Source organism: Vibrio owensii, from assembly GCF_002021755.1.
GTDB lineage: Bacteria > Pseudomonadota > Gammaproteobacteria > Enterobacterales > Vibrionaceae > Vibrio > Vibrio owensii.
Genome location: NZ_CP019960.1, coordinates 443,005 through 456,895 on the forward strand (window position 1 = coordinate 443,005; position 13,891 = coordinate 456,895).

12 protein-coding genes are annotated in these 13,891 nt (G+C 45.1%); 5 read left to right on the forward strand and 7 right to left on the reverse strand.

Features of this window, described 5'->3' with window-relative positions:
* Positions 1 to 8: 8 nt before the first annotated feature.
* From A9237_RS18515 to malK, 3 genes are all read right to left on the reverse strand, one after another.
* Complete coding sequence (locus A9237_RS18515) at positions 9 to 1,235, reverse strand: outer membrane beta-barrel protein (RefSeq protein WP_078609015.1); 1,227 nt, start codon at positions 1,233 to 1,235, stop codon at positions 9 to 11.
* Positions 1,225 to 2,625 (reverse strand): undecaprenyl-phosphate glucose phosphotransferase, encoded by a 1,401-nt coding sequence (locus A9237_RS18520; protein WP_039839898.1) that lies wholly within the window; start codon positions 2,623 to 2,625, stop codon positions 1,225 to 1,227. Before A9237_RS18520 ends, A9237_RS18515 begins: the two co-directional genes overlap by 11 nt.
* Positions 2,626 to 3,032: 407 nt before the next feature.
* The gene (gene malK, locus A9237_RS18525; protein WP_005441167.1) at positions 3,033 to 4,151 is read right to left on the reverse strand and encodes a maltose/maltodextrin ABC transporter ATP-binding protein MalK; all 1,119 of its coding nucleotides are present in this window, start codon (positions 4,149 to 4,151) and stop codon (positions 3,033 to 3,035) included.
* 669 nt (positions 4,152 to 4,820) lie between these two features.
* Between malK and malE the strand changes: the two genes are divergently transcribed.
* The 3 genes from malE (at position 4,821) to malG (ending at position 8,556) form a co-directional block, all read left to right on the forward strand.
* A complete protein-coding gene (malE, locus tag A9237_RS18535; protein WP_033006399.1) occupies positions 4,821 to 5,999 on the forward strand; it encodes a maltose/maltodextrin ABC transporter substrate-binding protein MalE in 1,179 nt (392 codons plus the stop codon).
* A 79-nt stretch (positions 6,000 to 6,078) separates the two neighbouring features.
* Positions 6,079 to 7,653: a maltose ABC transporter permease MalF gene (gene malF / locus A9237_RS18540; protein WP_009704860.1), complete on the forward strand. Its 1,575-nt coding sequence runs from the start codon at positions 6,079 to 6,081 to the stop codon at positions 7,651 to 7,653.
* A 12-nt stretch (positions 7,654 to 7,665) separates the two neighbouring features.
* Positions 7,666 to 8,556 carry a maltose ABC transporter permease MalG gene (malG, locus tag A9237_RS18545; RefSeq protein ID WP_078609017.1) on the forward strand — a complete coding sequence of 297 codons (891 nt, stop codon included), beginning with the start codon at positions 7,666 to 7,668 and terminating at the stop codon, positions 8,554 to 8,556.
* Positions 8,557 to 8,928: 372 nt separating this feature from the next.
* Here malG and A9237_RS18550 read toward each other — a convergent pair whose 3' ends face one another.
* The 3 genes from A9237_RS18550 to A9237_RS18560 form a co-directional block, all read right to left on the reverse strand.
* Positions 8,929 to 9,174: a hypothetical protein gene (locus tag A9237_RS18550; RefSeq protein WP_027726536.1), complete on the reverse strand. Its 246-nt coding sequence runs from the start codon at positions 9,172 to 9,174 to the stop codon at positions 8,929 to 8,931.
* A gap of 208 nt (positions 9,175 to 9,382) precedes the next feature.
* Positions 9,383 to 9,868: an acyl-CoA thioesterase gene (locus A9237_RS18555; protein WP_005441158.1), complete on the reverse strand. Its 486-nt coding sequence runs from the start codon at positions 9,866 to 9,868 to the stop codon at positions 9,383 to 9,385.
* Between the two features lie 160 nt (positions 9,869 to 10,028).
* Entirely contained in the window at positions 10,029 to 10,934 is a 906-nt protein-coding gene (locus tag A9237_RS18560) for a DMT family transporter (protein WP_078609019.1), read from the reverse strand.
* A gap of 98 nt (positions 10,935 to 11,032) precedes the next feature.
* Here A9237_RS18560 and A9237_RS18565 point away from each other — a divergent pair, with 98 nt between their 5' ends.
* Positions 11,033 to 11,821, forward strand: a complete 789-nt coding sequence (locus A9237_RS18565) for an AraC family transcriptional regulator (protein WP_038893499.1) — start codon at positions 11,033 to 11,035, stop codon at positions 11,819 to 11,821.
* Here the strand turns inward: A9237_RS18565 and A9237_RS18570 are convergent.
* Complete coding sequence (locus tag A9237_RS18570; protein WP_078609021.1) at positions 11,816 to 12,733, reverse strand: M14 family metallopeptidase; 918 nt, start codon at positions 12,731 to 12,733, stop codon at positions 11,816 to 11,818. The genes A9237_RS18565 and A9237_RS18570 overlap by 6 nt on opposite strands.
* 173 nt (positions 12,734 to 12,906) lie before the next feature.
* Between A9237_RS18570 and A9237_RS18575 the strand changes: the two genes are divergently transcribed.
* Positions 12,907 to 13,815 (forward strand): DUF808 domain-containing protein, encoded by a 909-nt coding sequence (locus tag A9237_RS18575; RefSeq protein WP_078609024.1) that lies wholly within the window; start codon positions 12,907 to 12,909, stop codon positions 13,813 to 13,815.
* Positions 13,816 to 13,891 lie beyond the last annotated feature (76 nt).

The following is a 13,891-nucleotide window of genomic DNA, read 5'->3' on the forward strand; positions in this document are numbered from 1 at the left end:
ATTCCTTGTTACAAAGAGAATCGAGCACTAAGGGACCAAACGTTTTGGTCAAAGCTGTAGCCTTGCCAGTTGGAGCTCTTATCTTGGTAGCGCCAATCTGCTTGAAGCAAAACCCATCGTTTGATTTGGTAATCGAGCCCTGCTGAGAGGGCATAGCGGTCTTCTTTACGAGTGACACCGGTGTAGTCATCCTCTTGATAAAGCGCACCTAAGCGTGTCGTGAGATAACTATTCCAATCGTGCTTGAGGTTTAACTGATAGCGAGTTTGTAAGTCGTAATCACCATCTTGATCTGGGCTCACTGCGGCTTGAGTGGTTTTGAGCGTAATCAACGAGTGCTCTTGAGGTAGCCACTCTAAACCGATGTCCCAACTGAAGCCGTTAAAGGTCTCGCGTTGATGGCTGTCAAAGTCTTTAATTTGATAACCTAAACGGGCGATACCTTTGGTTTTCCCTGTGACTTCCCACTGTGCGCCGGTGTAGTAGAAACCAGAGTAACTGTCTTTTGATGGCACTGAAGTATTGTCTGAAAGGTAATCGGTGCTCATTTGTTGAGTACCAACCAACCAATATGTTCTTGGTGTTGCTCGAAGATAAAACTCTAAGTGCGCGTTTGGGGCGCGAAAGTCGTTGTATTTGGTCTTGGCGTCAGGTTTTTCCGGCAAGCCATCACGGTAGTTTTGGTAAGTTTTGTCTCGATAGCCAACACCCAATTCCAGCCTACCTTTTGAGCCTTCAGAGCCAAATACATAGTTTGTTCTCACATCGTTGCGATGAAACTCAACGGGTTCGTTTAATAATCTGCCTTGCCCTTCGGTAAAGTCTTCCCCTTTTTCTTCATGCTGCGCACGAAACTGATAGTCAACCACTAGACGATTGCGGTGGTTGAACTCGAAAAAGTTGGTAAATTGAAAGGTATGGTCATCGTAATCATTCTGGTCATCGGAAGAGAAACCGGCATTCAGCTTGTACAAGATATTTGCTCGATATTGATTACGTTCAATTTTTGCCAACAGGGCAGGCTCTACTCCCCAAATGTTGACCGATTCGATGTTCTCTCCACGATCGGCCTTGTTGATATTGTCATCACCTTCGTAGAACACGCCTAAGGTCGGGATGAACTCAATCCCAGAATCCGTTTTATACGCCATTGGGTCAGCGTTCGCAGAAAGCGAAGCCAAAGCAATCGACACAAAACTTGCCGCTTTTGTCATGTTGATGAACTTAGTACGCATTGGAACCGGTAAACCCTTTGAAAATCGTAAGGAAGATGATCTTGATGTCCATCCAAACTGACCAGTGGTGGATGTAGTCCAAGTCGAACTCGACGCGTTTTTCCATCTTGTCGAGCGTGTCTGTTTCACCACGATAGCCATTGATTTGCGCCCAGCCAGTGATACCCGGTTTGACTTTGTGGCGAAGCATGTATCGGTCGACTATCTGACGGTACTCCTCGTTGTGTGAAACCGCATGAGGACGTGGGCCTACGATGGACATTGTGCCTTGAAGAACGTTGATAAATTGCGGTAACTCATCAAGAGACGTTCGGCGAAGAAACCCACCGAAAGGCGTGATACGTGGGTCATTCTTGGTGGCTTGTTTTACGTCACTACCTTGTTCCATGGTGGTCATTGAGCGAAATTTCCAGACCTCGATTTTTCTTCCATCCAAACCGTAGCGGAATTGTTTGAAGATCACCGGACCTTTAGACGTCGCTTTTATGCCGATAGAGATGGCGAGCAAAATTGGGGAAATAAGTAGCAAGATGATGCTAGATAAGATGATGTCTTCTAATCTTTTTACCCATGATGAGATACCTGCAAATGGCGTATCAAATACACTCAAGGTTTGAACTTGGCCGATTTGATCCCAGCGCGAATGCAGCAAGTTGTAAGTGAAGAAATCAGGGATGAGATAGGTATTAGCAGTGGTATCCGAGAACTGATTCAGAAACAGTGCAATACGTTCATTAGCGTGCATTGGCATCGCGATGTAAACGTAATCGACTTCGCCACGCTTTGCTCTTTCAAGTGCTAACCCAACGTTGCCTTTGATTGGGTACTCCGACTCAGGTAAACGCTCTTTCGATCGCTCGTCATAAAAGCCATCGAACAACACACCATGCTCAGCATGATTCTCTAATTCGTTGGCAAGGGTGAGGCCATGCGGTGTTTGACCTATGATGATGGCAGTACGTGTGTTGTATCCGAGCTTTCTCATGTAAGCCAGCGCTACTCGAAATAGTGTGCGCCATGAGAGGAGAAGTACAGGCGTAATCAATAACCAAGTCGCAAGAATATAACGTTCAAATAGAGTATGGACGTGCGAGAAATAGAGAACCATGAATAAGAATGCGCAAGTCACAAGCCATGAGACACAAACAATGAAGACTTGGTCTTTGAACGAGCTGGTACGCCAAGAGCGGTAGAGCTTGCCACTTTCAGCAATGATGAAGAAAGTCACGCTGCTGACGAAAGACAGAATAACGTAGTCTTTTTCAATCGACGTGTTGGCGTCATTCAGAATTAAAAACAGCATGAATGAGACGATGACTGCAAGGTCGGTGAGGCGATAGAGAAATGCAAATTCCACCTCATGAGAACGAATAAGTCCTTTATGTTTCATATCCTAATTTCCTAAACGGTACGCTACCGTTCTTTAGCGGCTAAAATTGATGGTTTTAACTTAGTGTTTGAATAGACAGAAAGTATTTAGATGCCTAGCTTCCGACGTACAGACTTATGCTCTTATATTTTGAAGATAAGTTTAAAAAGTTGTGCTATTTAGGTAAGTGGAAATAAGAATGAAATTTTGAGGTTGGGTCGAGTTTAGAGGTTTAAGACAAAGTTAGTACTTAGCCAGTAGGAATGAGGAAAAGTATTATACGGAGAGTTTTACCATAAAAAATAAGGCTTAATAGATGTCTTATCGAAGGGGTTATTTATTTCCATTGAAATTAATGCTTTAGTTTCGGAAATAAAAAATCCCTCTCAGATGAGAGGGATTAGTAGCAAGCAAAGGTGAAAGAGTTCTTACTCGAAATCTACGCCGTTTTCTTTGTGTAGTCGGCGGCATGCACGGCCATCGCTGTGGAATAGATGACAACGATACGCAGGGATACCAATTTCAAGTTTGTCACCAGTTTCAACTGGTAGTGTGTCTGGTTGACGGTAGATAACGTCAGCGTCTGCGCCTTCCAGGTTTAGGTAAACCTGAGTTTCGTTACCTAGTTTTTCAACGATCATCACTTCACCGTGAATCGTCGCGTCAGCTTCAACCGCTTGAACTAAGTGCTCAGGGCGAATACCTAGTGACATACGGTCACCACGGTTAACTGTTGTGCCATCGACTGGAATCCAGAACGACACACCGTTAGAAAGCTGTACTTTTACGCGCTCTGCTTCGACTTCTTCAATGAATACACTCATGAAGTTCATTTTTGGAGAACCGATGAAACCAGCTACGAAACGGTTTTGTGGGTAGTGGTAAAGCTCAAGAGGCTTACCAACTTGCGAAACGTAACCGCCGTCTAGAACAACGATTTTGTCTGCCATGGTCATTGCTTCAACCTGATCGTGCGTTACGTAGATCATGGTACAACCAAGTTGGCGCTGAAGTTTCGTGATTTGAGCACGCATGTTTACACGCAGTGCTGCATCCAAGTTTGATAGTGGTTCATCAAGAAGGAATACGTCTGGCTGAGACACTAGCGTACGACCGATAGCAACACGTTGACGCTGACCGCCAGAAAGTGCTTTTGGTTGACGGTCCAGTAGGTGACCAAGCTGTAGGATTTCAGCAGCGTGTTCTACGCGCTTGTCCATTTCTGCTTTGTCTGCTTTTGCTAGTTTCAGACCAAATGACATGTTGTCATATAGGTTTAGGTGTGGGTAAAGAGCGTAAGACTGGAATACCATACCAACACCACGTTTGGATGGTTCTACGTCGTTCATGCGCTGGTCACCAATATACAAATCACCTGAAGTAATGTCTTCAAGACCGGCAATACAACGTAGCAGGGTAGATTTACCACAACCTGATGGCCCTACGAAAACCACGAATTCACCTTCGTGGATTTCCAGATCTACGTTCTTAGAAATCAGTACGTCGCCATACGCTTTACAAACATTTTTTAACGTGACACTCGCCATGTAGCTCGTCCTCGATCAATTTTTATTATTCACCGCTCATCATTATATGAATTATCTAGCGAGCAGTAACAGTAGGAATCGGTAAGTTATTGTGATTGGTAAGAAAAACAGGGTAGTACTCCAAATGTCCTGAACTGGAGCACTACCCACCATAGCCAAATACGAGTTTCTCTCCCCCACATTATTCGTGTTGTCTCCCCCGTGAAATAATTACCACAAACAACACCAATAATGACATTCCACTCGTATGGCAATGAAAAACCAGCAAATCTTTTTTACCTATAGGGTAGGTACTGCTGGGAAAGGGTTCTTACCATCCACTCTTGGATGACTGCAGTTTCTAAGATTGTGTTCACTGCTACATCCTCCTAATCGAAATAATTGTAGGGGGAGTAGGCAGGGAGGAGGCAAAAAGTAGTAGTAGAGGTGGAGTTGGGCGGAAGTCACATTATTGCGCGACCTAAAGTTGAATTCGATCACAGGAAGTATTCGTTTTGTGATTTGAGTCTCTAACCCTTGGCGATTCAGATCACGAAAATACGTCATAATTGCAAGGGCGTAGGGATTAGGAGGATGAGACATATGGGATTATTTCAGATGATATATGTCGAAATACGGCTGAACCTCAATGGACTAGCCCTACATCAAAAATATAAAAAGGATACGAACATGAAAAAATTAAGCGCTGCAGCACTAGGTACTCTTGTTGCTCTGGGCTCTTTCGGTGCAAACGCTGCCATCGAAGAAGGACAACTTACTATCTGGATCAACGGTGATAAAGGCTACAACGGTCTTGCAGAGGTTGGTAAGAAGTTTGAAGAAGACACTGGTATCAAAGTAACAGTGGCTCACCCAGACGGCCTACAAGATAAGTTCCCTCAAACTGCAGCGACAGGTGATGGTCCTGATATCGTATTCTGGGCACACGACCGTTTCGGTGGTTATGCAGAAGCTGGTCTACTTGCTGAAATCAAACCTTCTAAAGAGGTTCAAGAAGGTATCGTTGATTTCGCTTGGGATGCAGTACGTTACGACGGCAAATTGATCGGCTACCCTGTAGCGGTTGAGTCTCTATCTCTTATCTACAACAAAGATCTAGTTCCAAACCCACCTAAGACTTGGGAAGAAGTTGCTGCGCTAGACGCAAAACTTAAGAAAGACGGTAAGTCTGCAATTATGTGGAACCTAAAAGAACCGTACTTCACATGGCCACTAATGGCTGCTGATGGTGGTTACGCATTCAAGTACACTTCAACTGGCTACGATGTTAAAGATGCTGGTATCGCGAACGAAGGCGTGAAAGACGCAATGAACTTCGTGAAAGGTCTTGTAGACAAAGGTGTTATCTCTGCAGATATGGACTACTCAGTATCTGAGTCTGCATTCAACCAAGGCACTGCGGCGATGACTATCAATGGCCCATGGTCATGGGGCAACATCGAGAAGTCTGGTGTGAACTACGGCGTAACAACGCTACCTAAGTTCCAAGGTCAATCTTCTAAGCCATTCGTTGGTGTTCTAACTGCTGGTATCAGCACTGCATCACCTAACAAAGACCTAGCAGTAGAGTTCATCGAGAACTACCTACTAACTAACGACGGTCTTCGTATGGTTAACAACGATAAGCCACTTGGTGCGGTTGCTCTAAACTCATTCCAAAAAGAGCTAGATTCAGATACTCGTATTGCTGCAACAATGGACAATGCGATGAACGGTGAAATCATGCCAAACATCCCACAAATGAACGCATTCTGGGGTGCTGCTAAGAACGCTATCATCAACGTTGTTGACGGTCGTCAAACTGTAGATGCTGCACTAGCAGATGCAGAAAAACAAATGACTAAATAATTCAGTAATACCCTTTTAAGGAGGGGGCAACTCCTCCTTACTTTTCTATTTTTATCCTATATTCGCTAGCAGGTTCCCTATGCAGTCAGTTCAAGGTACAAATGCTATGACAGCACCAGACGCCAGCCTTCCGAGCAGCAAAAAAGTGTTTATCAAGTGGGCACTATTGGGCACAGTCGGCATTATCAATGGCTACGCAACAATCCTTATGTATTCTCGTGGTGAGATTGCGTTTGCACTCCTTACGCTCATTCTTACCGCTTTAGCGCTATTTATTTTTGGTAGTAAAAAGACCTACGCTCATCGCTATATCTACCCAGGTATTGCGGGGATGATCTTATTCATCCTTTTCCCTTTGGCTTATACCATAGGTCTTGCATTCACTAACTACAGCGCAAAAAACCAACTCTCTTTTGACCGTGCGCAGACCGTTTTGATGGACAGAACGTACCAAAGTGGCGACAGCTACCCGTTCACTCTGTACAAAACTGAGCAGGGTCACCAAATTGTAGTGAAGAAAGGTGAAGCGCTTTTAGCAACACCAACCTTTGAATTGCAAGGTTTCTCTGCAACGGATTTAGACTTAACACCAATCACAGAAGCGACAGGCGATAAAGAACCGATTAAAACGATCGTTAAAAACCGCAGTGCTCTGAGTGGCGTTGATTTACACATGCCGAACGGCGATGACATCCGTATGAGCGGTCTTCGTAAGTTTGCGGCAGTTGTTCCTCTTTACACGCTGCAAGACGATGGTGAGACGCTATACAACAATCGTACTCAAGAGACACTACGTCCTAATATGGATGTGGGTTACTACCAACCAGTAGACGAAAATGGTCAGTTTGTCGGAAACACGGTTTCTCCAGGTTTCGTGGTAAACATCGGTACGCACAACTTTGAACGTGTTTGGAAAGATGATGGCATTAAAGAACCGTTCATCAGCATCTTTATCTGGACGATTGTTTTCTCTGCGTTGACCGTTGTTTGTACACTAGTTATCGGTTTGGTACTTGCAAGTGTCGTTCAGTGGGAAGCCTTGAAAGGCCGCTCTGTTTACCGATTACTGCTTATTCTTCCGTATGCGGTACCAGCGTTTATCTCTATCTTGATCTTTAAGGGTCTCTTCAACCAGAGCTTTGGTGAGATCAACATGTTGTTGGAAGGGCTGTTTGGTATTAGCCCTGCGTGGTTCTCAGACCCATTCATGGCGAAAACCATGATCCTAGTGGTCAACACTTGGTTGGGTTTCCCTTACATGATGATTCTTTGTATGGGGTTACTGAAAGCTATTCCTGAAGATCTGTACGAAGCATCGGCTATTGATGGCGCAAACTTCATCACTAACTTCACTCGCATTACATTGCCGATGATGCTGAAACCATTAACGCCACTGCTGATTGCTAGCTTCGCGTTTAACTTCAACAACTTTGTACTTATCCAGCTATTGACGGGTGGTGGTCCAAACATGATTGGCACATCAGAGCCTGCAGGTTACACGGACTTACTTGTAAGCTACACGTACCGCATCGCATTTGAAGGTGCTGGTGGTCAAGACTTCGGTCTAGCAAGTGCAGTTGCAACGCTTATCTTCCTATTGGTTGGCGCACTAGCACTATTGAACCTACGTGTTACTAAAGTAGCTCAGGATTAAGGAGACAGAACAATGGCAATGGTACAAGGCAAGTCATTAAAATATCGTGTTTGGGCTACGCATATCGCAATGTGGGCGTTCCTAGCGCTGATTATCTTCCCACTGTTGATGATCATTGCGATCTCATTCCGTGAAGGTAACTTTGCAACGGGTAGCCTTATCCCAGACAATCCAACGCTAGACCACTGGAAACTGGCGCTTGGTATATCAATAACAAACGCAGATGGTTCAATTACACCACCTCCATTCCCAGTCATGACTTGGTTATGGAACTCAGTAAAAGTTGGCGGAATCTCAGCTATCTTGATTGTGGCGCTATCGACAACATCAGCTTATGCGTTTGCTCGTATGAAGTTTAAAGGCAAGAACACTATCCTGAAAGCGATGATGATCTTCCAAATGTTCCCTGCAGTATTGGCATTGGTTGCCCTATACGCATTGTTTGACAAGCTAGGTCAGTACATTCCGTTCCTAGGTTTGAACACGCACGGTGGTTTGATCTTCGCTTACTTAGGTGGTATTGCGCTTCACGTATGGACAATCAAAGGCTACTTTGAAAGTATCGACTCTTCATTAGAAGAAGCAGCAGCGCTTGATGGTGCAACGCCTTGGCAAGCATTCCGTCTGGTACTACTTCCACTGTCAGTGCCAATTTTAGCGGTAGTGTTTATCTTGTCATTTATCATGGTGATAGGCGAAGTTCCGGTAGCATCACTACTGCTATCTGATGTAAACTCGTACACTCTTGCGGTTGGTATGCAGCAGTACTTGTACCCTCAGAACTACTTGTGGGGCGACTTTGCGGCAGCAGCAGTGCTTTCAGCTGTACCAATCACAGCAGTATTCTTACTGGCGCAACGCTGGCTTGTTGGTGGTCTAACGGCTGGTGGTGTGAAAGGTTAATCTTGGTTGGTCACTAAGATACAAAAGAATAACTAGAAAAGGGCGACCATTAGGTCGCCCTTATATTTAGCATCGATATTACACTTTTGGTTTGGCCGCCGATCAGTAATATCTCGCTTTTATTGGCGTTACGCATAGCTGGCTGTTAGCTTAGTTCCTTACGCTTTAATCACTAACAGTTTCTTGTAACCATAACCTGAGTTTAGACTCAGGTTTTTTTATGCCTATAGATTCACTTTGTCTTTATAACAGACACAGACTAACCAGTTTGCAATGCATTACACAGTGGCATCCGAATGCCGTGCGTATCACTTCACATAATTAGTGTAGGGGTATTCGAAAGGGAACGGTGATGTAATCAGGGGGAGGGCTTTAAAACTCGCGGCTAGATGGCGCACAGCCTACATATTGCAGCAGTGTGTACAAACTCTCCTGTTGCAATGCGACACGACGGAAAAGATCGGCGAATGTGGTATCGCCACCAAAGCAGGTCTGGATGTAGTGGTTAATTTCGTCTTCGTTATAACCTTCCACATACATGGTGCGCACCCACTGGTACTCGACCGCCTTTAAATTGGTCAATGTCTTTTCACTTAATGTGGTCTCTTTTAATCTCAAGATCCAAACTCTATCCAACACTAAAATTGTGCGTGGATTTAATCAAATCAAAGTGAAAGATTTATGACAATTTGAATCTAGTGTGAAGTGAATGACAGAACCATGACATTACTTCACACATATAGGGAGCAAACGATTACTTGATAATCAGTTTGGGGCCTTGGGGGGCAAGTTATTTGAATTGTTTGAGCTATTTGAGCTATTTGAGCTATTTGAGATATTTGACGTGCGCTTCCATCTCTTCGCCAATTTGCTTACGCATGTTCATCAAGCGAATAGCCGATTGTTCTAGTGCTTTGTCTTCATCCGACTCAGGAATCCACTTCGGTACATCGGTTGGTTTTCCGTCTTCATCGACCGCAACCATGATAACGATACAATGCGTCGTCAGGCGGTTTTTTAACTCTTTTGGATCGCTAGCTTGTACATCAATCGCGATATGCATTGAGCTACGACCTGTGTAAATGACCTTCGCGCTGACTTCGACTAAGTTACCGACATGAATCGGCGCAACAAAGCGAATACCACCCGCATACGCTGTGATGCAGTACTTGCCACTCCAAGCCGCGCTGCACGCGTAAGCGGCCAAGTCGATCCATTTCATCACGGCGCCACCGTGCACTTTACCACCGAAGTTTACGTCTCCCGGTTCAGCAAGAAAACGAAGGGTAATATCTCTTTGACCACTGCTCATCTGTCATTCCTTTGTGCGTTGTTACTCACTTCAATGTATCAATAAGGAATCGATACTGGAATAGCTAATGCAACAAAATATTAACTTTTCTATCAACGTTTCAGGTAAAGCCGTCAGATACAAAAAAGCCACGCTAATGACCGTGGCTTGTGAGATTGAATTACGATGTCGCTGGTGGTAAATCTGGGCTTGGCGATTGTATCTTCTTGCGAATCTTAATTTGCGACAAGATAACGCCAGAGATAACCAGCATGCCGCCAATGATGTGGTAAACATGCACTTCTTCGCCGAGCATAGTTGAAGCTAAAGCTACCGAAACCACAGGCATCAGGTTCATGAACATGGCACTAGAATCCGCGCCAATCAAGTCAATTGCTTTCACCCACATCAACGGGGCAAAGATAGACGCCGCAACACCAGCGTAAGCAATCAACGGTAGCGCACTTTGGCTTGGTAGAAGTTGATCGCTGCTTAGCCACAATGGCGCAAGCATAACCAATGAGAAAAAGCCCTGCATGTAAACCAGAGTCATGCTGTTGAATGGCATCTTCCAGCGCTTAAGTAACACGCAGTAAATCGCGTAACAAAGTGCAGCAAGAAGCATCAAGCTGTCACCTTGTGTCATATCTTGATGTAGGAAGTAGGTAATATCACCATGACCAAGCATAAACGCCAAGCCGCCAAGCGAAATCACGCCACCAGCCACGCTCAACATAGAAATAGACTTACCTAGTAAGGGCACGCTCAGAAAAACACTGATAAGAGGAACAAGTGAAGTGATCAGTGCCATATTCGATGCTGTCGTAGTCAAACCAGCGTAGTAGCCCAACGATTGGTTTAGCACCATCCCAAGCAGCGCTAGGCACGCGAGTTTTGGCAGGTAAGGGCGAATGACATGACGTTGACGGATTACGGAAGGTAAGCAAAATGGCGTCAGAAGCACCATAGCGACAAACCAACGGTAGAAACTCATTGCACTCGGTTCGATGGCACTTGCTGCCATTTTATTTACGATGGAATTCCCACCCCAAATCATGACAGTAAAAAACGGAAGCAAATAAACCATGAGAACCCCATCGCACAATAATTAATGGCGCTAGTCTGACAGGTCTTTATAATGAAAAGTATCTCTGGAAAGACATCGTAAGCGATAGGAAGACAATTTTGAAAAAGAGCACGAGGAATCTTCATCCTTCATTATCAATTGAGCAAGCACCATCAGATGTGTTTATGAATTTTGAAGCCTTTCTGTCGAATACTGAAACTCGGATTCATAGTCACCCTTGGGGACAAGTGCAGTTGATAAGTGGCGGCATTCTAGAAATGGATGCAGAAGACACACGCTTTTTAGCACCACCACATCTGGCTATTTGGGTGCCGGCCGGAATTCGTCATACCAGCTATAACCGTAAACCATTGGAATACTGCTCTTTAAATATTGCACCAGAGCTAACGCAGCACTTCCCGTCTAAAACCAGTTTGATCAAAGTAACGCCAATAGTGTCTGCGATTGTGGAAGACTTTCGTCAGCGCGACATTAACGTGGCAAAGAGTGAAGAAGACAAACGCATCGTACAGGTACTGCTTGATCAGTTAGCGAAGCAAGAGGTTGAGCATCACTTCTTGCCAACCACAGACAACAAATATCTGGAACCCATCCTAAAAGCCGTCGAAGAAGCGCCAACGGATGAAATTAGTTTAGGCGAGTGGGCGGAAAAGGTGCACACCACCGAACGTACGTTAGCTCGCCATTGCCAAAGTGAGTTAGGGATGAGTTTTACTGAATGGCGATTGCGAGTTCGTTATCTGCATTCAATGGAGCTATTAAGAAAAGGACAAACCGTGAAAGAGGTGGCGTTGACGTTAGGCTATAACCAAGCCAGTCCTTTCATCGCAATGTTCAAAAAATACTCCGGCATTACACCGGAGCAATATAAGAACCGCTTGTTATAGCTGAGCGAGCACGTAGTTTAAACCGCCCACAACTGCTGCAACTTGAGCGTCGTTACACTCTTCATCAGTCACTTTCGGGCTGTCAGGGTAAACTTCTGTTGTGGTGCCGTAAGTGCAGTTGGTTACGCCGCCACACAAACCCAGTTTCACCATTGGATAATTAATCACACCAAATTGCACCACTGGCGAGCCAATGATTTCGCCTTTATCGTCAGCAGGTGCAATATGCGTTACCTTCGCTACTGACTCGATGACTGCTTTTTGGAACTCAGGTTGCGGGTTTTCTGTATCACCCACTGTGTAGAAACCGTCTGGGATCATGCCTTCGATGTATTCAAGGCCATCACGCGCCGCAAGTGCAGGGCGGAATTCAGTTTCATCAGAATCGGTGGTCTCGTGCAGGTCGATGTGCATTAGAACATCACCCAAGGTCGCAACAAGCTTAATCAAGTTTGCTGACTCTTCCGCAGGGCTATCTGCATAGAAAGAGCGGTTTGGATCGATCGCATTTGGGTTCCAGCGGTTAATCACTTCGTAACCCCAAGGGCTAACACATGGCGCAACGACAATGTTGAAGTGTTCTGCGTAGCGTTCTGCTTGCGTATCAACAAACTTCAGTGCGCCGTGCACGCCACTTGTTTCGTAGCCGTGCACGCCGCCAGTGACTAAAACAACAGGCTTTGCCGCATCCCAATTACGAGTCTTGATACAAAACAGAGGGAAGCGTGCTTCATCGTAAGAAAGTGCGCCGTATTGCTCAACATCAAAACGCTCGCGAAGGGCATCAATTTTGGTCACGACTTCTTCTTGGTAGCTACGTTTTACGTCACGTTGCTCATACCAAGCTTTGCGTTCTGCTTCGCCCCATGGTTGACCTGGGGTACCGACTGGGTAAGTGTATCCGCTTTTCATCTATACTTTTCTTTTGTGTGCTTGAAAGGTAAGACAAGACTAGTCCTGTCTCAAAGCCACATCAACACAAAACACAATTTGTGACCTTATTCTTTGCAGAATCATAACTTTGCTGAGTGATTTAATGGTGTTACATTTTGTTACTTATTCAATTCCATAAAAGAGATAAATAAATGGCTGGAGCAAGTTTACTAACACTGTTGGATGACATTGCAGCTGTATTGGATGACGTCGCATTGATGTCGAAGGTAGCGGCGAAAAAGACCGCTGGAGTATTGGGCGACGATTTGGCGCTAAACGCGCAGCAAGTATCGGGTGTTGCTGCCGAACGAGAAATTCCAGTGGTATGGGCAGTCGCGAAAGGTTCATTTAAAAACAAGTTGATACTGGTGCCTGCGGCGTTGCTCATTAGTGCGTTTATTCCTTGGTTGATCATGCCATTACTCTTGATTGGCGGTTTGTTTCTCTGCTTTGAAGGCGCAGAGAAGATCTTAGAGAAACTATTCCCTCACGCTCATCAGCATGAAGATAACGCGGAAGAGTCTTCTGATACGGGTGAATCCGTGGAAGAGTATGAAAAGAGAAAAGTGGCGGGCGCGATCCGTACTGACTTTATTTTGTCAGCTGAAATCATCGTGATTGCGTTAGGCACCGTCACAGGAACAAGTATCGTGACGCAGATTCTGGTAGTAAGCCTGATTGCGATCTTGATGACCATTGGTGTCTACGGTTTAGTGGCTGGCATTGTTAAGCTCGATGATTTGGGCTTCTATCTAGAGCGTAAATCCAATGGCGAAGGTCTGAAAGCCAAACTCGGTGGTGCGTTAGTGGCGTTCGCCCCGAAATTGATGAAGATGCTTGCGATTGTCGGTACTGCAGCAATGTTCTTGGTTGGCGGCGGCATTGTTGTCCATAACGTCCCTGCGATTCATCACCTGATTGAACCTATCATTATGGACTTCCGTGGTCACACTGTAGCTACTGCGATCGTACCGACACTGCTTAACGGTGTGATTGGTGTCATTGCTGGTTTGATTGTGGTTGCTGCTTGGACTGTGGTTGAAAAGGTTCGCGGTAAATAAGCGCGAGTTCAGTTTGTTGAGGCTGCATTGAAGTCAAAAGAAAAGGGTCATGCCTTTCCATATCAAATATGGTGGC